The following is a 22,077-nucleotide window of genomic DNA, read 5'->3' as shown; positions in this document are numbered from 1 at the left end:
ACAGAACTTATCAGCATGTGGGGGTTCGGGAGCGCGATAAAACCCCGTCATGAACGATAGTGAAGGGTGGGGATACATGGACTCCCCGCGCGAGTCGAGGGGAGTCAAGAATCAACTTTTGGTACAATTATCTCAGATTTGGTAGATAAAATTCTCGTCTATGAAGCCAAGTTGCAAGGAACTCAAGACTAGGATCAGCGGCTCGATCAAGCGCTGCGGACGGGTCTTTTTGTTCGCAACAAAGCGCTTCGCTACTGGATGGACGGGCAAGGCAAACGCACGGCTGACCTCAACAAATACTGCCGAGTTTTAGCCAAAGAGTATCCTTGGGCGAAAAAACTCAACTCGCTGGCACGACCAACGATGGCAGAACGAGCGTGGTCAGCGATTTCTCGCTTCTATAACAACTGCAAACAAAAAGTGAAGGGCAAAACGGGAACAACGCCGTCTATCTCGCAAACAAGAGGGGTCAAAAAATCGCGCCAAAGCAAGGCTTAAACTGGGAAGAAAACACCTAACAGTCCAACGCCAGCGTAAGGACTGAGCTGTAAACTACTCCCAGCTAAAGCAGGGAGCTTTTAGTAGCCCTGCAGTTAGCAAGCCAACCGCGAGCCTCTGGGGTGGTTTACAACACCCCCAATCGACCGTTACCAGTGCCTTGAACAACCGTTTCTGGTGTCCGCAGTACAATTATAACCTAAAACAACTGAAGTTGCTAAAGGAGCTTTCCTCCCCGCACTGAAGTACGGGGCTTCCAGCCCTACCCGATGTAACGTTCGCCTTTGGCGGCGCGGAGCGCTTTGTCGTGGCGTATGAGGACGTGCAAATCAGAAACGTGGTGAAGACCCATCAGGTAGCCAAGTCGATTGTTGATGCAGCGTGGTATCAATTCCGCCAGTGGCTGGACTATTTCGGGACCGTATTTGGGGTGGTAACTGTCGCTGTCCCACCTCAGTACACCTCCCAGACATCCTCGTGTTGCGGCCATTTGGTCAAGACATCCCTCAGCACTCGTACGCATTTGTGCCAGTGCGGAACTGTGCTGGACAGAGACCCCAACGTAGCTATCAACATTGTGGAGCTAGGTTGACGTACTGTGGGGCACACAGGCTCTTACGCCGGTGGAGAGGAGGCCGCTACTCATCTTCTGGAGACAGAGGTTGAGCACGTCACCTCGTTGAAGCAGAAACCTTCATCGGCGACGATGAAATCCCCTCCCTTCGCTGCGCTCAGGAGGGGGAGGATGTCAAACTCATTGCATAACTGGGATGCACTCAACGACAAGCGTACGGCTTTGTAAATTTCAACAATTTTCGGTAAAGGTTGTTAGCTTGCTTCTCTAATTAGTAAAAGTTATCACCGTACTAATGGGAGAGCCTCACAAATTTGATAGTTCTGTAGTAGTAGCGATTTACGATCTCTTAATATCTTTAATACTTTGTCTCTAGTTTTCATTGCATTTGATCCTTTTCTGATTACTCATGCCATCTGTGAGACGGCTCAGGTAATTCCACCTCTTCATAGACCAACGCCAAGGGACACTGAAAATCCAAACTCACCAGTTCTAAAATGGGGTTTTCCTCATCCGCTACATCATCTGGATAGGCCGTCAGTTCCCACTTGCCCCCACTGGTTTTGCGATAGCAGTCTATCCCCACTTTCTCGGCATCAATCAACACATATTCCTGTAGAGTAGAGATGCGGCGGTAAAACCTAAACTTATCCCCCCGGTCAAAACCAGCCGTGCTGGGCGAGAGAACTTCAACAATGAGCTTAGGATATTGGATAGCTTCTGTGGCTCGGCGATCGCGCTCATCACAACTCACCACCACATCGGGATAAAAATATGGTCCTCTTTGGCTAACCTGTACCTTCACATCTGCTACATTAATGCGACAGCCCCGTTTCCGTAGGTGTGGTCGTAATTGGCTATAAAGATTCAGGGTAATGTCATTGTGGGTCAATGTCCCACCCGTCATCGCATAGACTTCCCCATCCATGTATTCGTGTTTGATGGGTTGCTCCCTTTCCCATGCCAGATATTCATCAGGTGTTAAACCGCTAGCTTGAGGGTTGGCAATCATGACGGACCTCCATTGGGGGCGAACTCCTCTATCAGTGTCTCCATTTCTTGCAAGGTATTGGCTAAATGGGTGGCGATCGCGGCGGCAATTTTCTCCGGCTCCGTCAGATCATCTTCTGGATTGTTGCCAATATCCCGCAGCCTAGATTTGTATCGTTACACCGTTTCTGTTTTTGGTAATCAATTTGTCCAGATTTAAGTGCATCTTAAGAAATTTCTATAAAAAATCCCCCACCAGAGCAGCAGGGGATTTTGTAGACGTTAACCTAACCTAGCTAGATCAACCGTACTTCGAGGCGGTTGAAGCAATCAGGAAGGCGGCGTAGGTCAAGACATACCCGACGCTAAAGTGAGCTAAGCCAACCAAACGAGCTTGCACGATAGAAAGCGCCACTGGCTTATCTTTCCAACGCACTAAGTTCGCTAATGGTGTCCGCTCGTGCGCCCACACCAAGGTTTCAATCAACTCTTGCCAGTAACCGCGCCAGCTAATCAGGAACATGAAGCCAGTGGCCCACACGAGGTGACCAAACAGGAACATCCATGCCCACACGGAGAGGTTATTGGTGCCAAAGGGATTGTAACCGTTGATGAGTTGAGACGAGTTCAACCAGAGGTAATCCCGCAGCCAACCCATAAGGTAGGTCGAGTTTTCATTGAACTGTGCCACGTTGCCTTCCCAGACACCAAGGTGTTTCCAGTGCCAGTAGAAGGTGACCCAGCCAATGGTGTTCAGCATCCAGAACATCGCCAGATAGAAGGCATCCCACGCAGAAATATCGCAGGTACCGCCCCGGCCAGGGCCATCGCAGGGGAAGGCATAGCCGAAGTCTTTTTTATCGGGCATCAGTTTGGAGCCACGGGCATCCAGCGCACCTTTCACCAAAATCAGGGTGGTGGTGTGCAGCCCCAAGGCAATGGCGTGGTGAACCAAGAAGTCACCGGGGCCAATGGTTAAGAAGAGCGAGTTGTTGCCACTGTTGATGGCATCTAACCAGCCGGGCAGCCAGACGTTACCGTAGTTGGGCCAAGCAGTTGCAGCAATACTATCGGGATTCGACAGCAGCGTGTCAAAACCGTAGAGCAATTTACCGTGCGCCGCTTGGATAAACTGGGCAAAGACTGGCTCAATAAGAATTTGCTTTTCAGGGGTGCCAAAGGCCACCACGACATCATTGTGAACGTACAGGCCTAAGGTGTGGAAACCCAAGAAGAGGGAGACCCAGCTAAGGTGGGAAATAATCGCCTCTTTGTGCTGCAACACCCGATCCAACACGTTGCCTTTATTTTGTACCGGATCATAATCCCGTACGAGGAAGATGGCACCATGGGCAAAGGCACCCACCATCAAGAAGCCAGCAATGTACTGGTGATGGGTATAAAGAGCCGCCATGGTGGTGTGATCTTGGGCAATAAAGGCATAGGGCGGCAAAGAATACATGTGCTGTGCCACCAAGGAGGTGATAACCCCTAAACAAGCCAAGTGCCACCCCAGTTGGAAGTGCAATGAGTTGTTGTAGGTTTCGTAGATGCCTTGGTGGGGCATGTTAAACGGCCCCTCTACCTTCGTTCCAAAGAAGTCTTTGGCATCCATCATTTCTTTGATGCTGTGGCCAATACCGAACTGGGTTCGATACATGTGACCGGCAACAATGAAGAGGACGGCGATCGCCAAATGGTGATGCGCCATATCGGTGAGCCACAAAGACTCGGTTTGGGGATGGAAGCCACCCAAGAAGGTCAGAATTGCGCTACCTGCTCCTTGCGAGGTGCCAAAGACATGGCTCGCGGTATCGGGATTCTGGGCATATACCCCCCAGTTACCGGTAAAGAAGGGTGCCAACCCCGCTGGGTGAGGCATGGTGCTCAGGAAGTTATCCCAGCCGACATGCTGCCCCCGGGATTCGGGAATAGCAACGTGAATCAGGTGGCCAGCCCACGCCAAGGAGCTTACCCCAAACAGCCCCGCCAAGTGGTGGTTCAAGCGCGATTCAGCATTTTTGAACCAAGAGAGGCTAGGACGGAACTTGGGTTGCAGGTGCAGCCAACCAGCAAACAGTGCCAAGGAGGCCAACACCAGTAGGAAGATAGCGCCTTGGTAGAGGTCGCCGTTGGTGCGCATACCGATGGTGTACCACCAGTGATACACACCGGAGTAGGCAATATCCACAGGGCTGGACGCACCCGCTTGGGTAAACGCATCAACCGCTGCTTTGCCAAATTGGGGATCCCAGATCGCATGGGCGATGGGACGGGTGTTCAGGGGATCTTGAATCCACTGCTCAAAGTTGCCTTGCCACGCAACGTGGAATAGGCTACCAGACACCCACAGGAAGATAATGGCCAGATGCCCAAAGTGGGAGGCAAAAATCTTTTGGTAAAGATTTTCCTCGGTCATACCATCATGGCTTTCAAAGTCATGTGCCGTAGCGATGGCATACCAAATCCGGCGTGTGGTCGGATCCTGTGCGAGGTCTTGGCTAAACTTAGGAAATTTAGTTGCCATAGTCGGTAGTATCCTCCTCGCCCCTATCCTACAGAAATAATTCGAGCTAGGAAGAATGCCCATGTGGTGGCAATCCCCCCTAGGAGGTAATGCGCCACACCGACCGCCCGACCTTGAATAATACTCAGGGCACGGGGTTGAATTGCTGGCGCAACTTTTAGCTTGTTGTGTGCCCAAACAATGGACTCAATCAGCTCTTGCCAGTAGCCACGGCCACTGAACAGGAACATCAGACTGAAGGCCCAAACAAAGTGAGCACCCAAGAAGAGCAAGCCGTAAGCGGATAGGGCTGAACCATAGGAGCCAATCACCTGGGAGGCTTGTGCCCACAGAAAGTCCCGTAGCCAGCCGTTAATGGTGATGGCACTTTGGGCAAAGTTACCGCCCGTAATATGAGACACGGTGCCATCGGGGGCAACCGTCCCCCACACATCCGATTGCATCTTCCAACTAAAGTGGAAAATAACCACGGAAATGCAGTTGTACATCCAGAACAAGCCAAGAAAGACGTGATCCCAACCGGAGACTTGGCACGTGCCACCCCGACCGGGGCCGTCGCAGGGGAACCGGAAGCCCAAATTGGCTTTATCGGGAATTAAGCGAGAGCTACGGGCAAACAGCACACCCTTGAGCAGAATCAATACCGTCACGTGAATGGTGAAGGCATGGATGTGGTGCACCAAGAAGTCAGCGGTGCCAAGGGCGATCGGCATCATGGCGACTTTGCCACCCACTGCCACAACATCACCCCCAAACGCCACGCTAGCAGTGGCTGCGGCGTTGGGAGCAGTACCGCCCGGCGCAAGGGTATGCAGGTGCTGCACCCACTGGGCAAAGACCGGCTGCAATTGAATGCCAGTGTCAGAGAACATATCTTGGGGACGACCAAAGGCTCGCATGGTGTCGTTGTGGACGTACAGTCCGAAGCTGTGGAAGCCCAAGAAAATACAGACCCAGTTCAGGTGAGAAATAATGGCATCCCGATGCCGCAGAACGCGATCCAACACGTTGTTTTGGTTGACGGCTGGGTCGTAGTCCCGCACAAAGAAAATTGCCCCATGAGCGGCACCGCCAACAATCAGGAAGCCGCCAATCCACATATGGTGGGTGAATAGCGATAGCTGGGTTGGATAGTCGGTGGCAAGGTAGGGATAGGGCGGCATCGCGTACATGTGCTGCGCCACGATGATGCTAAGCGACCCCATCATGGCCAAGTTGATCGCCAGTTGGGCATGCCAAGACGTGGTCAGCACTTCGTAGAGACCTTTGTGCCCAGTCCCAGTGAAGGGGCCTTTGTGAGCTTCAAGAATTTCTTTGAGGCTATGGCCAATTCCCCAGTTGGTGCGGTACATGTGACCGGCAATGATAAAGAGGACGGCGATCGCCACGTGGTGGTGTGCCGTATCCGACAGCCAAAGGCCACCGGTAACGGGGTTTAAACCACCTTTGAAGGTCAAGAAATCTGAGTAAGCGGCCCAGTTAAACGTGAAGAACGGAATCACACCGCTGAACACCCCCCAATTGATGTTGGGGTAAAGCTCTGCCATCAAGCTGGGGTTGAGAATGAACTCATGGGGCAGCGGAATATCCTTCGCCGCCACACCCGCATCCAAGAGCTGATTGATGGGGAGCGAAACGTGAATTTGGTGACCCGCCCATCCCAAGGAACCGAGGCCGAGTAAACCAGCCAAGTGATGGTTGAGCATGGACTCCACGTTTTGGAACCATTCCAGCTTGGGAGCGCGCTTGTGATAGTGGAACCAGCCTGCAAAGAGCATTAAGCCAGCCATGACCAAGCCACCGATCGCGGTGCAGTAAAGCTGGAACTCATTGGTGATCCCAGAGGCTCGCCAGAGTTGGAATAGCCCCGAGGTGATTTGGATGCCGTGGAAACCACCGCCGACATCACCGTTGAGGATGCCTTGACCGACAATGGGCCAGACAACTTGAGCACTGGGCTTGATGCCGGTAGGATCGGCCAGCCAAGCCTCATAGTTAGAGAATTTTGCACCGTGGAAGTACATCCCACTCAGCCAGATGAACACCACTGCCAGATGGCCGAAGTGTGCACTGAAGATTTTGCGGGAAATATCTTCGAGGTCGCTAGTGTGTGTATCGAAATCGTGGGCAAGAGCGTGAAGGTTCCAAATCCATGTGGTGGTTTGGGGACCTCTGGCCAAAGTGCGATCAAAATGCCCAGGTTTTGCCCATTTCTCAAAGGACGTAGGTACCGGGTCATTGTCAACCACGACTCTGACTTTTGGCTCTCGCTCCGGTGGACTGATGGTCATCGAGTCTCTCCTCTCTCTTAGGCAAGGAAGGAACGAGGGCATTCGCTTCATTTAATAGACTGGTCGTTAGGATAAAGATTATGAAGAATCTTTACTCTAATGACACCGAATGGAACGATAAAGCCCGTTCTGGAGGCGAATGCTCAATTCAGCATTATAGAAGGGTAGTACAGGCTTTGCCGATAATTAACATTATTTAAGATGCTTGAATTCTTGACATGTTTATGGGGGTATAAATGCATATCTTTGCGCTATGATACCCATTGATTTGTTGCTGGTATGGGTTTGACAATGCCCTATATCATCAGCTTTTAGGGCGATCGCCCCGCTTTGTAAACTATTTTAAGTTTTATGACGAAAGTAATTATTTATACACCGGATGCCCCAGCCCCCGTTGGGCCTTACAGTCAAGCGGTACAGGTGGGGGAGTGGGTCTTTTTGGCGGGGCAAATTGCCCTTGATCCGCAGACGGGGGAGGTGGTTGGTGGCGAAGATGTTGTTGCCCAAACCCGTCAGGTGATGCAGAACCTGAGTGCGGTGCTCAGGGCAGCGGGGAGTGACTGGTCGCAGGTGGTGAAAACAACAGTATATTTAGCGGACTTAAATGATTTTGCTGCCATGAATAGCGTCTATGGTGAATATGTTGACCCCGACACAGCTCCCGCACGGGCGTGTGTTGAGGTTTCACGTCTGCCCAAGGGGGTGAAGGTGGAAATTGACTGTGTGGCAATGGTTCCTAAAATGTCCTCACGGCAATGACGGATGCGCGAAAGTTATACTCTTTGCCCTCTAGTTCGACAGGGGTACCTACTTTGATGGCACTGTTCCCAAGGACAGGGCCACTGTTAGTCACTTGACCTTTGCCTTCGAGGGTGACTAGAAGATTGCTGCTAAAGGCCATTTCGGGGCGCGGGTCGGGTAGGGCTTTTACCGAGCCGTCGGGCTGCGAGACGGTGACGGTGCGGGGTAGCACTTGGACATTTTTGACTGTAATTTGGCCGTAGGGCTGGTTGCGGATAATAAAGTTTGCCGTACTGCCGTTGGGAATTAAGTCTTGGGGCGTTGGTGTACTTAAGCCCAACACAAGGATATCGACTTCTATGGGCTTGGCGGTGGTGATTTGGGCAAGGGAGGTGCCCGATCGCCCCGGCAACACAAACAAGCCCACAAGTACGCACAGCAGCACAACTCCGGCACCAATGTCTAGCAGACTGAGTTTGCCAAAAAGGCGGCCATAGCGATCGATCAACTGCATCCACGTTGCCCCATACCTGAGCAGCAACATCCTACCACAGGCATTACCCCGCTTGAGCGCTCCACACCCAGACCTCCCCTTGGCAGCCACCAGCGGCAAGATAGTGCCCTAAGGGATGCCATGCCAGCGCACTCACATCCCCAGCATCTAGGAGTTGGCGGGGTTGCAACTGCTGCCAAAGACAGAGCCACCCTTCATCCCCGCTGGAGGCAAAGCCTTGGCCATTGGGATGTAGGCTCAGCGCTCGCACGGTGCCACGATGTAATTCCAAGACATTGGGTTGCCAACTGTCCTGTTCTGGGCTGAACTGCCAGAGGATGATCCCCTCTTGGGAGCTCGTAAACTACTCCCAGCTAAAGCAGGGAGCTTTTAGTAGCCCTGCAGTTAGCAAGCCAACCACGAGCCTCTGGGGTGGTTTACAACACCCCCAATCGACCGTTACCAGTGCCTTAAACAACCGTTTCTGGTGTCCGCAGTACAATTATAACCTAAGGCAACTAAAGTTGCTAAAGGAGCTTTCCTCCCCGCACTGAAGTACGGGGCTTCCAGCCATACCCGATGTGATCCATGTTGCTGGCGGCTAGGTAGTCGCCTTGGGGCGACCATGCGAGACCCACAGCGGCGGACATAAACCCAAGGGCGAGGGGATCGGCATCCCAATCTGCCACCGCCCACACCTGAATCCCGCGGTAGCCTGCCACAGCCAAGGTCTCTCCCGTGGGTTGCCAAGCAAGTGCTAAAACGGAGGACTCGCCAAAGTCGAGGGTTGTGATCACCTCTGCGGCAGCCGCATCCCATACTTGGACGTAGTGCCCCAAGCTAAAGGCCACCCATGGGTGGTGCGGGTGCCATGCGAGCTGATCGATCCACACTGAACCATAATTCAGAAGGTGACGGCGATCGTCTCCTTCGTGCCAAGAGCCGATGATTAGCCGTCCTTGCTGGCCAGCCGCCGCCCAGCGATCGCCTGCGACCGCAAGCACATCAAGGCTTTGCTCGGTTGCTGGTTGCAGGATCACCTGTTCCCCTAACAGCGGATCAATCTGATACACATCCCCTGCGGCAGAGGTTGCCAAAAGATAGCGATCGCCCCACGCCACGGCGGTAACGTAGTCCTGAAGTTGGGTCTGCCCCAACAGGGTTAAGGCGGCCACGGGGTACCTCCCTTAGTGCAGGGTGTCAATGAGAACAACGGTGCAGCCATCATTGGCTAGACCCCGCAGTAAGCACATGACCTCTGCTTCGGTGCCCGGATCCAAACCGGAGGTGGCCTCATCTAGAAAGAATAAGCTGGGTTTGGTCAGCAATTCCACACCAATAGAGACCCGCTTTAGCTGACCGCCACTCAAGTTTTTGATAGGGACATCGCGGCGATCGCTCAAGCCCAAAATGGCCATGACCTCTACAACCCGCTGCTCACGCTCACGGGGAGTTACATCGGCAGGCATCCGCAACTGAGCGGCAAAGTTCAAGGCTTCTGCCACGGTTAATTCTTTGTGGACAATATCTTCTTGGGGGACGTAGGCAAACTCAGACCGGTAGGCATCAAAATGGCGGTAAAGGTCGTTGCCGTTAATGAGAACCGTACCACTGGAGGCGGGGGTAAAGCCTGTCAGGGCTTTGAGAAGGGTGGACTTACCACAACCACTGACCCCAGCAATGACCACAAACTCGCGGGGCAAAATCGATAGGGAAATATCGTGCAGCAGTTTCTTGTTACCTTTAACAACTTTTTCAAGGCCAAAGGCATCGAGGCGAATGCTACCCGCTTCGTTGTCAACGGTAATGGTTTCGTCAATGTTGATTTGCAATAGGTAGGGACCAATGCGCACTTTATCGCCAACCCGTAGGGATTGGGGTTTGGTGAGCCGCTTACCGTTACAAAAGACTCCATTAGATGACCCCAGATCGCTAAGGACAATGGCGGTGCCTTGGCGCTCAATTTTGGCATGGTGCCGCGAAATTTGGGGGTGGTCGATTTGAATATCGTTATCCTCACTCCGGCCAATGCGCAGAACCGTTTTCCCTTGGAAGTGAATCGTTTTTTGCAGAATCTTAACGGGGGATTGGCGAAACACTAATTTGACGTTAGCGCCAATAAAAAATGTGTCGCCATCCTCGAGATGTTTATGGTTGACGGGGCGATCGCCAAAAAGCAACCCTAATTTACTTCCTAAATCCTGAATGGTGTAGCCTGTATCAGTTTTACTGATTTCAAAATGGTGCCGCGAAATGGTGGGATAGGAAATGACAATTTCATTGTGGGGCGATCGCCCCGCTCGCATTCGCGGTTGACTTAGGCGAATCTCTTGGACTGACGCTGGCGTTGTAATTTGTAAAACTGGCCACTCTTCATCGGGGGCTAAAATTGTTGCTGCATCGCTCTGAGATGTCATGGGACACACGCTCAACGCACGGATAAACAGGTCTCCTTTACGGTAGCAACTGCTCCGATAAGCGTGTGGGTAGTTATACCAAGCCGTTACGAAGTGCAACAACCGCCGCTTGAACGCGATCGTCCACAGCCAGTTTATTTAAGATACCCCGGACATGGGTTTTAATCGTATTGGGGCTGAGGAACAGCTTGCCCGCAATTTCTGGGTTGCTATAGCCCTCCACCATTAACCGCAATACATCCAACTCCCGCGGAGAGAGGGAATGCTCAAGTTGGGGATGAACTGGTCGCAAGTGCTGAATCACGTGGCGGGCAATTTGCGGATCTAGGTAGGTGGCTCCCTCGCAGGCAGCGGCGATCGCCGTCACTAATCGCTCCACTGTAACCCCCTTAATACAATAGGCATCAGCGCCACTAGAAAGGGCAGCAACTGCTTCAAGGGCGGACTGATGGGACGTGAGCATCACCACATGAATCTCTGGTAACTCTTGCTTAATGCGCTGCGTTGCCGCAATCCCATCTAAGCCAGGTAGGCCAATATCCATGACCACAACATCCGGTCGCAGCTCTCGTGCCAAGCCCACACCGCGATAGCCATCCTCAGCAAAGCCCACCACCGTAAACTGCCCTGCTAGAGACTGCTCTAGCCCCAACTGCATCATGGGGTCGTCTTCCACAATCAGAATACGCAGCACGATAGCCTCCACAGTGAGATGGCGGGCAGGAACGGGCTAACTCAACCTAAACCAGACACATTCAAGCCACCAGTCAATTCTTCCATCCGTTCTCGCATGGTGGCGGTGGACTTCTGGTAGGCATCTTTCATCGCCGCAGTCACCAGATCAGAGAGAACCTCTGCCCCTTCGCTGAGCAGTTCGGGGTTGATTTCCACCCGACGCGGCTCTTGGGTGCCGCTCATAATCACCTTGACTGCTCCCCCCGCAGCTTGACCCTCAATATCCATTTGTTCAAGGTCTTCTTGGAGTTTTTTGGCGCCTTCTTGAACCTGCTGTGCTTTTTGGATGGCCGCGGCCAACTCTTTCATTTTGCCCAGACCAAAGCCAAATCCTTGTCCCTGTGCCATATGGTTGCCTTTATCGATAGCGAACTATTGCCTGCTATCTTATCAGCAAGTGAGAAGCTAGGTAAAATGCGGGTTTAGCCACGGCAGGAATAATGGGTAATGGGGTTGATGCTCTTGGGGAATGCTCTGCGCCGCTACTGGCGTTATCTGGCGCTGTTTTGTATAGGGGTGCTCCTTGCCCTCGTGGTGCTGAGCCAGTTGCGCTCCAGTCCGTTGGTAACCACGTCCCTAGAGCCGCTGCCGCAACACCCCCAGATTGCGGTGCATATGAATCACTCCCAAGCCCATCGCTATCGGGAACCCTATCGCCCCTACACCCGCGACGGCGAAGATCTCGAGGCCATTCTTATCGAAGCGGTTAAGGCAGCGCGTACCCGTATTGATGTAGCTATCCAAGAGTTTCGGCTACCTCATTTAGCCAAGGCACTGGCAGCTAAACAGCAAGCGGGAGTGCCGGTGCGAGTGATTATGGAAAACACCTATACCGAGCCGTGGGCAACCTATAGCCCAGCGATGGTGAATCGGCTGGATCCGCGAATGCGGCAGCGCTATGATGACTGGCACGCCTTAGTGGATACCAATGGCGATCGCCATCTTAGCCCCCAAGAGCTAGCGGAACGCGATGTTTTGACGATTTTTGATCAGGCTCACGTGCCGTGGCTCGATGATACTGCCGATGGCTCAAAGGGCAGTATGCTCATGCACCACAAGTTTATGGTGATTGATCATCAGCGGGTGGTGGCCACAACGGCAAACTTTACCCTCAGCGATATTCACGGCGATCTAGGCCGACCGGAAACCCGTGGCAATGCCAACTCGCTACTGGTCATTGACAGTCCAGCGGTGGCGCAACTATTTACCGAAGAATTTAACATCATGTGGGGGGATGGGCCAGGGGGCAAGCTGGATAGCCGCTTCGGCGTGCAAAAGCCCCTCCGGCCAACGCGACAGGTACAGGTGGGGGATGCGATTGTGGCGGTGCGCTTTTCTCCGACCTCGCGATCGCGCCCGTGGGCAGAGTCCACCAATGGTCTGGTTGGCCGATGGCTGGCCAGAGCACGGCACGCCATTGATCTGGCTTTATTTGTCTTTTCGGATCAAGAGTTGTCCGACGTGCTTGAGGCACAACACCAGCGGGGAGTCACCATCCGTGCCCTGATCGATGAGGATTTTATCTACCGCGATTTTAGTGAGGCGCTAGATATGCTGGGGGTGGCCATGGCGAACACGGCTCAAGCGGGGCGCAGCCAATGCTACTACGAAGCGGGGAATCGACCTTGGCAGACTCCCCTTACGACCGTGGGAACCCCAACCCTTCCCCAAGGGGATAAGCTGCACCACAAGTATGGACTGATTGATCGTCAGACCGTCATTGTTGGCTCCCATAACTGGTCTGAGGCGGCCAATCGCGGCAATGATGAATTCCTGCTGGTGATTGAGCACCCGACCGTTGCGGCTCACTACGAGCGAGAGTTTGAGCGGCTCTACGCCAACAGCCGTTTAGGATTGCCCCCCAAGTGCGCGATCGCATCGCCCAACAACTGGCCAAGTGCGGCGGGGTCATTGAAACGCGCTCCCCATCGAGAACCACTGGCAGCAGTACCCCCAAGATAAATTTGAATACCGCCACCGCGGCTGAGCTACAAACCCTACCGGGGATTGGCCCCAAACTGGCGGCAGAGATCCTGAAGGCACGGCAGAAAAAACCCTTTACATCTTGGGCAGAGGTGGACGCCGTTCCGGGGATTGGACCTAAACTCATAGAGCGGCTGCGAGAGCACGCCACATGGTAGCCCCCTCACGCAGGCTGATGCTCTCAAGCAGCCTACAGTCGCCGAATGGCATCAATCAATACTTCAGGTGGCTGAACCCCTTCCCACCGCTGCACTTCCTGACCATGGTAAAAGAGTAGGAGCGTAGGTAAGGACTGAATCCGGTACTGGCTTGCTAGTTGTGGGTAACGTTCAGAATCTATCTTAACGATCTCAACCGCTGTTTTAAGATGCTGCTTCACCTGATCAAGAATTGGCACCATCATCCGGCAGGGGCCACACCAGTCTGCATAAAAATCAATGAGGAGTGGCTGGGAGGTATGGGAGATCAGATCATTGAAGCTGCTAAATTGTCGTGTTGTGGCCATGGCATTATCCTTAGGACAACCTCTATGTTCCATGTTAGATGCCAGCCAACTGACCTGGGGCTAACTCCCCATCGGCAACTCCAACCCCGTGGTTAGGTAGTCCTGCTAGGTTGCCTGCCATTTCTAGTGCCTTAATTCCAGCCGTACAGACAACAAAAGACAACAATAGACAGCTAGGGTACGCTAAGTTATGGATCAAGGTCTTGCCCCTTTGCTCCCCATGATAGGGTGAGATAACATCACTCAAATATAATGCCCTGTCCTATACTTGAGTGTGCTTGAGAGCCTATTCCGCAGCGTTTGCCATGTCCACCCTTGTTATTGTTGAATCGCCCACCAAAGCCCGTACTATTCGCAAGTTCTTGCCCGCGGACTATCGCGTTGAAGCCTCCATGGGACACGTTCGGGATCTTCCCCGCAGTGCTGCCGATGTACCCGCAGAATTTAAGGGGGAAGAGTGGGCGACCTTGGGCGTGAATGTGGCCGCAGGCTTTGAGCCACTGTACATTGTCCCTAAGGATAAGCAAAAAGTTGTTAAGGAACTAAAAACAGCCCTTGAGAACGCCGATGAGTTACTCCTAGCAACTGATGAAGACCGCGAAGGGGAAAGTATTAGTTGGCACCTACTGCAACTTCTCAACCCTAAGGTGCCCGTACGGCGCATGGTCTTTCACGAGATTACCGATGAGGCGATTCAAGCTGCCCTCCGCAATTGCCGCGAGGTGAACCAGCAACTCGTGCGCGCCCAAGAAACGCGGCGAATTCTAGATCGCCTAGTGGGGTACACCCTATCCCCCCTGCTGTGGCGCAAAATTGCCCCCCATCTGTCGGCGGGGCGGGTACAGTCTGTGGCGGTGCGCCTACTCGTGCAGCGGGAGCGGGAGCGCCTAGCCTTTCGTAAAGGTCAGTTTTGGGATCTCAAGGCGGTTCTTGATCAGCGGGGAACCCTATTTCCAGCGCGGCTTGTGAGTGTGGGTGGGCAGCGGGTGGCTGCGGGCAATGATTTTGATCCGGCCACTGGGCAACTGCGTCATCCCAACGCTGTCCTGCTGCTGGATGAGGCTGCGGCTAATGCCCTGCGCGATCGCCTCTTGACGGAAACCTGGACGGTTAGCGAACAGGAAGAGCGCCAACAAGTCCGCAAACCTGCTCCCCCTTTTACCACCTCTACGCTGCAACAGGAGGCCAACCGCAAGCTGCACCTTTCAGCGCGCGAGACAATGCGGATTGCCCAAAAGCTTTACGAGGAGGGCTATATCACCTATATGCGTACCGACTCGGTGCATCTGTCGGAGCAGGCGATCGCCGCTGCCCGCAGTTGTGTTGAAACCATGTACGGTAAAGCCTTTCTTTCCCCCCAGCCCAGGCAGTACACCACCAAAACCAAGGGTGCCCAAGAAGCCCACGAAGCCATTCGCCCTGCTGGCAGCCAGTTCCGCACCCCCCAAGAAACAAACCTGCGGGATCGCGAACTAGACCTCTACGAACTGATTTGGAAGCGCACCGTTGCCACCCAAATGGCCGATGCCCGCCTCACTCTCTTAACGGTGTCCATTACTGCTGGCGATGCCCTCTTCCGGGCCCACGGCAAACGGATTGATTTTGCGGGCTTTTTCCGTGCCTACGTCGAAGGCTCCGATGACCCCGATGCTGCCCTCGAAAGCCAAGAAGTGGTTCTGCCGCTGATGCAGGTGGGAGAGATTCTGCGCTGTCAAACCCTCGAAAGTGTGGGGCACGAAACGCAGCCTCCGCCACGCTACACCGAGGCCAGCTTAGTCAAAGCTCTAGAACAAGCAGGAATTGGCCGCCCCAGCACCTATGCGACCATCATTAGCACCATCCAAGACCGAGAGTATGCCCTGCGTCGGGGCAATGCACTTGAGCCAACCTTTACGGCTTTTGCGGTTACCAGCCTCCTTGAAAAATACTTCCCCGACTTAGTGGATATAAACTTTACTGCCCGGATGGAGCAAACCCTTGACGATATTTCTACCGGCGAGGTAGAGTGGCTGCCCTACCTAGAATCGTTCTATTTGGGGGAGCAGGGTCTAGAGCAGCAGGTCAAAGAGCGCGAGCGCACCATTGAAGCGACAGAAGCCCGAGCGATCGCCCTGCCGGAACTGAACGCTGAGGTGGTGGTGGGTCGGTTTGGACCGTTTATTGTTTACCAAAATGGCAATGGTAGCGAACCCATCAAAGCCTCCCTTCCCCAAGATGCAACCCCCGGAAGTCTGAATCGTGAACAAATCGAGCAACTGATCCGCCAAAAGCTCGAAGGCCCCGATAAGCTGGGGGTACACCCAGAGACAGGCGAACCCATCTTTTTGCTCACAGGGCGATTTGGCCCCTACGTACAACTGGGGGAAGCTACCGCCGAGAACCCCAAGCCCAAGCGCGCCTCATTGCCTAAAGGGGTTAGCCCCGATGAAGTGACCCTCGATTTGGCAGTGACCCTTTTATCATTACCGCGCACCCTTGGGGTACATCCAGACTCCGGCAAGCTTATTCAAGCGAATCAGGGGCGATTTGGCCCTTACATTGTGCTAGACCCCGATGGCGAGAAAGAGTACCGCTCCCTCAAAGCCGAAGATAGCGTCTATACCATTACCCTTGAGCGGGCGCTGGAACTACTGGCGATGCCAAAGTCAACCCGTGGCCGCGCCAAAAAGCAAGTTCTTGCGGTGTTAGGCAACCACCCTGAAACCGATGAGCCCGTGCAAATTTTTGATGGTCCCTACGGCCCTTACGTCAACCACGGTAAAGTCAATGCCGCGTTGCCCGATGGTGTGAGTGTTGAGACCATAACCCTTGAGCAAGCCCTGCCACTGCTTGCCGCTAAGGCACCGCAAAAGACCTCGCGGCAAAGGGGGAGTGCAACTGGCGCAGCCGGGAAAACCCGAAAAACTAAAAGTGCACCTAAAACAACAAAAACAACAAAAACGGCCTCGCGTAAGCGGGGGTCTGCCTAGCGCCTGTGAACCATCCCTTCACTGCGGAAACGTACCTTTTTGAGCCAGCACACCCCAACAGTGATGCATTACAGGTGATTTATGGCTTTCCCAACACCTACAGTGTTGGCATTACTAGCTTGGGCTATCAGCTGGTGTGGGCCACCTTAGCCCGCCGCCGAGATGTTGCCGTCAGCCGCCTATTTACCGATGTGCACGAACCCCTCCCCCGGCATCCAGAGTTGGTGGGGTTTTCTCTCTCGTGGGAACTGGATTATGCAAATCTGTTGGCGCTTCTAGAGCAGTTAAACATTCCTATTTGGCAGCGCGATCGCCACGAGGGGCATCCCCTTATCTTTGGCGGCGGGCCAGTGCTAACGGCAAATCCTGAACCCTTTGCCGACTTTTTTGATGTGATTCTCCTAGGGGATGCCGAACCCCTGTTAGAGCCGTTTTTGACCACCGTTGCCCACGAACGAAGCGCACCTCGCCAGACGCAGTTACACCGTCTTGCTCAGGTTCCCGGCCTCTATGTTCCCAGCCTTTACACCGTTACCTATACCAGCCCCAGTGGTGACATCAACGGGATTGAACCCACCCAGCCCTCTGTGCCGAGAGTGGTGCAAAAACAAGTCCATCGGGGACACACCTTAGCCGCTTCGACTGTGGTGACCCCTCTTGCAGCGTGGGAGAGCATTTACATGGTGGAGGTGGTGCGCAGTTGCCCAGAACTGTGTCGCTTTTGCTTGGCAAGCTATCTCACCTTACCCTTTCGCACCCCCAGTATCGAGACGCTGATTCCGGCGATTGAGCGCGGCTTGGCAGTGACCGATCGCATTGGCCTGCTGGGTGCCTCTGTGACCCAACATCCAGAATTTGTTGCCTTGATGGACTACCTAAGCCAGCCCCAATTTGCACAGGTGCGTCTGAGTATTGCATCGGTACGCACAAATACGGTAACAGAAGCATTGGCGCAACTGCTGAGCCAGCGGGGTACCCATTCCCTGACCATTGCGATTGAAACGGGGTCTGCCCGTCTGCGGCACGTGATTAACAAGAAACTCGAGACTGAGGAAATCCTCGCAGCTGCCACCCACGCTCAAGCGGGAGGACTCAGGGCGCTCAAATTCTACGGCATGGTGGGGTTACCCACAGAAACCACTGCCGATGTTGAGGCCACGGTGGCTTTATTTCAAACCCTCAAGAAAACAGCGCCGCGCTTACGCTTCACCCTTGGCTGTAGTACCTTTGTTCCCAAAGCGCAAACACCGTTCCAGTGGTACGGGGTACAACCCTTGGCGGAGAAACGTCTTAAGTTTCTCAAAAAAGAACTGGGGAAGCTAGGGGTGGAGTTTCGTCCAGAGTCCTATAATGATTCCCTCATTCAAGCCTTGCTCTCCCGGGGCGATCGCCGCTTGGCACCGTTGCTAGAGCGCGTTCGCCATTATGGCACGTCTTTGGGCAGCTATCGACGCAGCTTTAAGGAGTTGCAGGGGCAGCTTCCTGAGCTGGATGACTATATCTGGGCTGATTGGCCGCAGGATAAGGTTTTACCGTGGCAACATCTCCAAAGTGGGTTGCCGGCGAACACCCTTGCTAAACATGCGGCGGTTGCTTTGCAGGTGTCTTAGCAGCTCAGAGGCTAAGGAGTTTTAATGACACGGCAGGCTAAATAACGGCCAATGCCATAGCCCAGCCACTCTAGGTCTTGCGGTGTTAAGTGAGACTGGGCTTCCTCTAGTTCGATGGTTTGCGTTCCGGCTCGAATGATCATCTTGGCAGTCACTTGTTCCCGCTCGCCATCGCGGTTGCGATAGAACCCCTTGGGCTGCACTTCCACCTGTTCGATGGCAGCTACGGGAAGGACTTTAGACCGCTGCCAGCGCAGCCCTAAAATATGCTGGTGAAATCGCACCTCTGTTGGGGTAATGGCGAGCACTTGGGAGCCAAACAGGATATAGAAAATAGTGCCAATGAGTCCCAGCCCTACCGCCAAGTGCCCCGTGGCAAAAATGGCCATGAACCAGTTACCAGCAGAGAGCGCCAAGGTGTACCACACCACTAAAAACCCATTCCATGCCACGGCAAAGGGGATGAGAAATAACAGACTGATGTTAAACCCTATGGGTGGCACCTGAACAACCACACCTTGGGCGGTCTCCTGCACCCGTAAGCGGCTGCCGTAGGGCGGCTCTCGTAGGGTGGCGGGGATGCTCACCTCGCTCAGTCGCTGTAGGGCAGAACGTGCTGCCGTAGCCGAGCTGAATCGATGCTCAAGGGAGGGTTCTACCAGTTGCTCTAGCCACCGAATCAAGGGAGGACTCAGGGCAACAACCCGTTGAAACTCAAGGTGCAGATTGTGTTGGGGGAGTTGATCGGGGGGATACCACTGGCCAGATAAATGAGGGTCATCCCCAACGCGTAAAGATCCGTTGCTGGAACAGTTTTACCGCCAAATTGTTCCGGTGGCATGTAGCCGTAGGTGCCAACAACGGTGCGGGTCGCCCCAGAGATCGCTGTCTGAACAGCACCAAAATCAATGAGGTAAACGTTTCCCAACTCGTGGCCCGAGCGATCGCCCAAGAGAATATTGGTTGGCTTAATATCCCGGTGAATCACCGGCGGTTGACGGGTGTGCAGATACACCAAAATATCCAGCAGGCGATCGGCCAAGGTTTCGAGATCCGCTTCACTAAAAACCCGCCCCGCTGCCAGCCATGCAGCAAGGGACTGGGCTTCGATATAGGTTTGCACCAGTGCAAAGCCCCGTAGGACTGGGGTCTCCACGTCGAAAAAATCTAGGTATCGTGGAATGCCCGGATGGTCAAGGGTTTGTAAAACCGCTGCCTCCCGCTCAAACAGCTTGAAGTCATCCCACGTCATATCTAGGCCAAACAGTAATAATTTGAGAATGACTTGCTCGTACCGGTGCCGATCTAAGGCTAAGTAGGTGCGTCGTCCTGGATTGCGCCCTAGCTCTCGAACCAACTCGTAGCGATCTTTCAGAACTAGCCCAATCAATTGCTCCACTGCCACACTCCTAGAGGGGCGATGCCACCCTTATCTTAGCGGTGAAGTTTGCGGCAGTGGGCAAACTCGAAAGCCCACAGACAAGCTCTGTAGCATCCGCACCAAGGCAGTATTCACCTGTGTCGATAGGGGTTGAGCTTGGATATGACTGGGGACGGAAAACAACTGCACTGAGCGTGACAGCAGATCCGTCTAGTATGAGGCGTGTGTGCCCATGCTGTTGGTGGGTTATAGAAACCGGAGGGTTCGGGAACCGGATAAAACCTCGCTCGTTCCCGACGGGGATACAGAACGGTTCCCGCGCCTACGGCAGTAGGGAGAGTCAGCCTTGACATTCTTCGATATACCGTTTCACTGTCTGGGCTGAAACGTTCCCGGTAGTACCCCAATAATAACTGTGTGCCCAGAGTTGGGATTTTTCATGCAGGTTTTTGAGATGTGGAAATTCCATTCTGAGCCGTCTTGAACTGTACCCTTTCATGATGGTCACCGCCTGAGAAGCTAACATTCTAGGAGGAAACGACACAAACACATGAACATGATCCATCAAGGTTCGGTCTACCTCAATGGCGATTAGTCCCATATCGTTGTTTTTGTTTTCAATCGCTTCAGTCACATACCTTTTGGTTGCTTCAATGATTGCTTCCTTGGTAAATATTTTGCGGCGCTTGAACGGAATCCAGACAAAGTGATGTCCTGACTGATACTTGCAATGACGAGTCGATTTTAGCTGTATGCCATCTTCTCTCATACGGTTGCTATTCACGTAAATCGGCATCTATAATAACTGCATACCATCTTAACCTAATGATGTTTTTAGCCGTCCAAAAAGATGTTTTTCAACCTGACAAGCAGCTTGCTCAGTTGCTTACTGAGTTAGCGCGTCTTGCCAACAATCTCTACAACCAAGGCGTGTATGAGTCTCGGCAATACTTCTTTGAACAAGGACGGAAACCGTTCAAGGTTCTGAAGTATGTCAACCTCTACGCAAAACTGAAGGAGAGTGAAAACGGGAAGCTGTTACATTCTCAGGCTGCACAGCAAGTGTTGAAATCTGTGAATGAGGCGTTCAAAAGCTTCAAATCACTCTGGCTCTATCGTCCGAGTTATGCTTAATCAATAGCTAAATGCCAGCAAATTAAGCAACGTAACTGAAAATTGTCAAAGTTCCTGAACCCATAACCTGACCGCTTGATCAGCTTCAATTTATTGTTAATACCTTCGACAACACCACTATTTGTGTGATTATCAAAATAGGCGGTGACTTCACCAAACCACCGACAAATTGTTCTTACACTCTCTTGAAAAGAATCCTGAGCTTGAGCTAACCAATCGAGCAATTGAAAGGTTCCATCTTTCCAATCTTTTGCTGGCTCAAAGATGGCTCTAAACGATTCCTTCTCCTGATGCATTCGAGCCAGACTTGGCACTACTTCTCGAATTTCTTCCAGTTTTGCTTTTTGCTTCTGAGTTAGATTTTCCTCCGGCTTCAGTAACGCATATTTACTTTGTTTGAGCGCGGCTGCAATCTGGGCTTTCTGGACTTCATTTACCGTCTGCTCATTCGCTTTACAAATACTTTGTCGAGCCTTATCCAATTCCTGATTCACAATGTTTATAACATGAAATCGGTCGGCAACCACCGTAGCATTCGGTAGGAGTTTATGAACCAAACTTTTATAGTTTCCAGACAGGTCAATGCTCACCTCAATAATTTGATTGAGTACTGCTGCTCCCCATGCCTCAAGCACTTGCCTCACATCTTCCTGCTTGCGAGAAGGCGCAAAGGCAAGGGGAATTCGCCGCTCTAAATCGACCAAAACAACTATGTAATCTCCTTATCCTTTACCTAAGGAAATCTCATCTATACCTAATCGTTTTACTGAACTCACATCGACGTGGAGTTTTTTTTACTGACATACTGTACCATTGACCATACTTCTTCATCAGTGAGACCATTTGAAATTGCAACATTATGAATGTTGCTGTGCAAAACCTGTTGCACGATTGACTGAGCAAATCGATCCGTTTGCTTGCGACGATTGCCGATGAAATCGAGCGTTTCACTGAATGGCTTACCACAAGTTCGACACTTAAACTGGCGACGATTGATCTTAAGAAATACGGTTCGTCCACTGATGCTTAAATCTCGCACTAGATACCAATGATTCTGGTGTAAATGACAACTTTTTTGTTGGCAACGTGGGCAAATCGCCTCGGTTGTCTTTGCTTCCACTATAAGAATCAATTCTCCCGCAACATCGGTATAATCTTCAACCTCAATTCCAGGTAGGTTGAGTAGATCAGTTAGAAGTAGCTGCATATCTCAGATTTCGTATAGCATG

The 22,077-nt window shown here is 52.7% G+C and carries 20 protein-coding genes and 2 pseudogenes; 8 read left to right on the top strand and 14 right to left on the bottom strand.

The window, feature by feature from the left end; genetic code table 11:
• The first annotated feature begins 258 nt into the window (after nt 1-258).
• Both BRW62_RS13065 and BRW62_RS15445 read left to right on the top strand, forming a co-directional pair.
• Nucleotides 259-498, top strand: a complete 240-nt coding sequence (locus tag BRW62_RS13065; RefSeq protein ID WP_157768336.1) for a hypothetical protein — start codon at nt 259-261, stop codon at nt 496-498.
• Nucleotides 499-802: 304 nt separating this feature from the next.
• Nucleotides 803-1,300, top strand: a pseudogene (locus BRW62_RS15445) (RNA-guided endonuclease InsQ/TnpB family protein); the annotation flags it as partial.
• 175 nt (nt 1,301-1,475) lie between these two features.
• Here BRW62_RS15445 and BRW62_RS07370 read toward each other — a convergent pair.
• From BRW62_RS07370 to psaA, 3 genes are all read right to left on the bottom strand, one after another.
• Entirely contained in the window at nt 1,476-2,084 is a 609-nt protein-coding gene (locus BRW62_RS07370; protein ID WP_099798908.1) for a Uma2 family endonuclease, read from the bottom strand.
• A 279-nt stretch (nt 2,085-2,363) separates the two neighbouring features.
• Nucleotides 2,364-4,589 (bottom strand): photosystem I core protein PsaB, encoded by a 2,226-nt coding sequence (gene psaB / locus BRW62_RS07365; RefSeq protein ID WP_099798907.1) that lies wholly within the window; start codon nt 4,587-4,589, stop codon nt 2,364-2,366.
• A gap of 23 nt (nt 4,590-4,612) precedes the next feature.
• Nucleotides 4,613-6,880, bottom strand: coding sequence for a photosystem I core protein PsaA (psaA, locus tag BRW62_RS07360; RefSeq protein WP_198405929.1), 2,268 nt, complete (start codon nt 6,878-6,880; stop codon nt 4,613-4,615).
• 351 nt (nt 6,881-7,231) lie between these two features.
• Here psaA and BRW62_RS07355 point away from each other — a divergent pair, with 351 nt between their 5' ends.
• Entirely contained in the window at nt 7,232-7,639 is a 408-nt protein-coding gene (locus BRW62_RS07355) for a RidA family protein (protein ID WP_099798905.1), read from the top strand.
• Here BRW62_RS07355 and BRW62_RS07350 read toward each other — a convergent pair.
• From BRW62_RS07350 to BRW62_RS07325, 6 genes are all read right to left on the bottom strand, one after another.
• Nucleotides 7,617-8,135, bottom strand: coding sequence for a DUF4330 domain-containing protein (locus BRW62_RS07350; protein WP_099798904.1), 519 nt, complete (start codon nt 8,133-8,135; stop codon nt 7,617-7,619). The two genes, BRW62_RS07355 and BRW62_RS07350, sit on opposite strands and share 23 nt — an antisense overlap.
• Nucleotides 8,136-8,178: 43 nt before the next feature.
• On the bottom strand, nt 8,179-8,406 hold the full coding sequence (locus tag BRW62_RS07345) for a hypothetical protein (protein WP_099798903.1): 228 nt from the start codon (nt 8,404-8,406) through the stop codon (nt 8,179-8,181).
• A gap of 235 nt (nt 8,407-8,641) precedes the next feature.
• A complete protein-coding gene (locus BRW62_RS07340) occupies nt 8,642-9,289 on the bottom strand; it encodes a WD40 repeat domain-containing protein (protein WP_099798902.1) in 648 nt (215 codons plus the stop codon).
• A gap of 12 nt (nt 9,290-9,301) precedes the next feature.
• Nucleotides 9,302-10,531 (bottom strand): FHA domain-containing protein, encoded by a 1,230-nt coding sequence (locus BRW62_RS07335; protein ID WP_099798901.1) that lies wholly within the window; start codon nt 10,529-10,531, stop codon nt 9,302-9,304.
• A 73-nt stretch (nt 10,532-10,604) separates the two neighbouring features.
• Nucleotides 10,605-11,228: a response regulator gene (locus tag BRW62_RS07330; RefSeq protein ID WP_198406239.1), complete on the bottom strand. Its 624-nt coding sequence runs from the start codon at nt 11,226-11,228 to the stop codon at nt 10,605-10,607.
• A gap of 38 nt (nt 11,229-11,266) precedes the next feature.
• Complete coding sequence (locus tag BRW62_RS07325) at nt 11,267-11,614, bottom strand: YbaB/EbfC family nucleoid-associated protein (protein ID WP_099798900.1); 348 nt, start codon at nt 11,612-11,614, stop codon at nt 11,267-11,269.
• 99 nt (nt 11,615-11,713) lie between these two features.
• On the opposite strand from BRW62_RS07325, the gene BRW62_RS07320 reads away from it, so the two are divergent.
• Nucleotides 11,714-13,228, top strand: coding sequence for a phospholipase D-like domain-containing protein (locus BRW62_RS07320; protein WP_227517298.1), 1,515 nt, complete (start codon nt 11,714-11,716; stop codon nt 13,226-13,228).
• A gap of 2 nt (nt 13,229-13,230) precedes the next feature.
• The gene (locus tag BRW62_RS14425) at nt 13,231-13,407 is read left to right on the top strand and encodes a ComEA family DNA-binding protein (RefSeq protein ID WP_237269073.1); all 177 of its coding nucleotides are present in this window, start codon (nt 13,231-13,233) and stop codon (nt 13,405-13,407) included.
• Nucleotides 13,408-13,439: 32 nt separating this feature from the next.
• Here the strand turns inward: BRW62_RS14425 and trxA are convergent, their stop codons facing one another.
• Entirely contained in the window at nt 13,440-13,754 is a 315-nt protein-coding gene (trxA, locus tag BRW62_RS07315; RefSeq protein ID WP_099798899.1) for a thioredoxin, read from the bottom strand.
• A gap of 305 nt (nt 13,755-14,059) precedes the next feature.
• Here trxA and topA point away from each other — a divergent pair, with 305 nt between their 5' ends.
• Nucleotides 14,060-16,723, top strand: coding sequence for a type I DNA topoisomerase (topA, locus tag BRW62_RS07310; RefSeq protein WP_099798898.1), 2,664 nt, complete (start codon nt 14,060-14,062; stop codon nt 16,721-16,723).
• Nucleotides 16,724-16,728: 5 nt separating this feature from the next.
• Nucleotides 16,729-18,333, top strand: a complete 1,605-nt coding sequence (locus BRW62_RS07305) for a B12-binding domain-containing radical SAM protein (RefSeq protein ID WP_099798897.1) — start codon at nt 16,729-16,731, stop codon at nt 18,331-18,333.
• An 11-nt stretch (nt 18,334-18,344) separates the two neighbouring features.
• Here the strand turns inward: BRW62_RS07305 and BRW62_RS13375 are convergent, their stop codons facing one another.
• The 3 genes from BRW62_RS13375 to tnpA all read right to left on the bottom strand — a co-directional run bounded on the left by BRW62_RS13375 (nt 18,345) and on the right by tnpA (nt 20,510).
• Entirely contained in the window at nt 18,345-19,016 is a 672-nt protein-coding gene (locus BRW62_RS13375) for a hypothetical protein (protein WP_198405928.1), read from the bottom strand.
• An 8-nt stretch (nt 19,017-19,024) separates the two neighbouring features.
• On the bottom strand, nt 19,025-19,732 hold the full coding sequence (locus BRW62_RS13370; protein ID WP_198405927.1) for a serine/threonine protein kinase: 708 nt from the start codon (nt 19,730-19,732) through the stop codon (nt 19,025-19,027).
• A gap of 322 nt (nt 19,733-20,054) precedes the next feature.
• Nucleotides 20,055-20,510 carry an IS200/IS605 family transposase gene (gene tnpA, locus BRW62_RS07295; RefSeq protein ID WP_099798896.1) on the bottom strand — a complete coding sequence of 152 codons (456 nt, stop codon included), beginning with the start codon at nt 20,508-20,510 and terminating at the stop codon, nt 20,055-20,057.
• A gap of 29 nt (nt 20,511-20,539) precedes the next feature.
• Between tnpA and BRW62_RS07290 the strand changes: the two genes are divergently transcribed.
• Nucleotides 20,540-20,848, top strand: coding sequence for a hypothetical protein (locus BRW62_RS07290; RefSeq protein WP_099798895.1), 309 nt, complete (start codon nt 20,540-20,542; stop codon nt 20,846-20,848).
• On the opposite strand, the pseudogene BRW62_RS15500 reads toward BRW62_RS07290, so the two are convergent.
• A pseudogene (locus BRW62_RS15500) lies at nt 20,845-22,055 on the bottom strand (ISL3 family transposase). The gene BRW62_RS07290 and the pseudogene BRW62_RS15500 overlap by 4 nt on opposite strands.
• Between the last annotated feature and the right edge of the window lie 22 nt (nt 22,056-22,077).

It is taken from the genome of Thermostichus lividus PCC 6715 (assembly GCF_002754935.1).
GTDB lineage: Bacteria > Cyanobacteriota > Cyanobacteriia > Thermosynechococcales > Thermosynechococcaceae > Thermosynechococcus > Thermosynechococcus lividus.
The sequence above is the reverse complement of the archived record's forward strand: the minus strand, read 5'-3'. Positions and strand labels throughout refer to the sequence as shown.

Bases quoted from the DNA above. Each gene is read 5' to 3' on its own strand.
- psaA (WP_198405929.1), bottom strand. From the start codon at position 6,880: ATGACCATCAGTCCACCGGAGCGAGAGCCAAAAGTCAGAGTCGTGGTT.
- BRW62_RS13065 (WP_157768336.1), top strand. From the start codon at position 259: ATGGACGGGCAAGGCAAACGCACGGCTGACCTCAACAAATACTGCCGA.
- BRW62_RS07355 (WP_099798905.1), top strand. From the start codon at position 7,232: ATGACGAAAGTAATTATTTATACACCGGATGCCCCAGCCCCCGTTGGG.
- psaB (WP_099798907.1), bottom strand. From the start codon at position 4,589: ATGGCAACTAAATTTCCTAAGTTTAGCCAAGACCTCGCACAGGATCCG.
- BRW62_RS07370 (WP_099798908.1), bottom strand. From the start codon at position 2,084: ATGATTGCCAACCCTCAAGCTAGCGGTTTAACACCTGATGAATATCTG.
- tnpA (WP_099798896.1), bottom strand. From the start codon at position 20,510: ATGCCGATTTACGTGAATAGCAACCGTATGAGAGAAGATGGCATACAG.
- BRW62_RS07325 (WP_099798900.1), bottom strand. From the start codon at position 11,614: ATGGCACAGGGACAAGGATTTGGCTTTGGTCTGGGCAAAATGAAAGAG.
- BRW62_RS07320 (WP_227517298.1), top strand. From the start codon at position 11,714: ATGGGGTTGATGCTCTTGGGGAATGCTCTGCGCCGCTACTGGCGTTAT.
- trxA (WP_099798899.1), bottom strand. From the start codon at position 13,754: ATGGCCACAACACGACAATTTAGCAGCTTCAATGATCTGATCTCCCAT.
- BRW62_RS07290 (WP_099798895.1), top strand. From the start codon at position 20,540: ATGATGTTTTTAGCCGTCCAAAAAGATGTTTTTCAACCTGACAAGCAG.
- BRW62_RS07335 (WP_099798901.1), bottom strand. From the start codon at position 10,531: ATGACATCTCAGAGCGATGCAGCAACAATTTTAGCCCCCGATGAAGAG.
- topA (WP_099798898.1), top strand. From the start codon at position 14,060: ATGTCCACCCTTGTTATTGTTGAATCGCCCACCAAAGCCCGTACTATT.
- BRW62_RS07350 (WP_099798904.1), bottom strand. From the start codon at position 8,135: ATGCAGTTGATCGATCGCTATGGCCGCCTTTTTGGCAAACTCAGTCTG.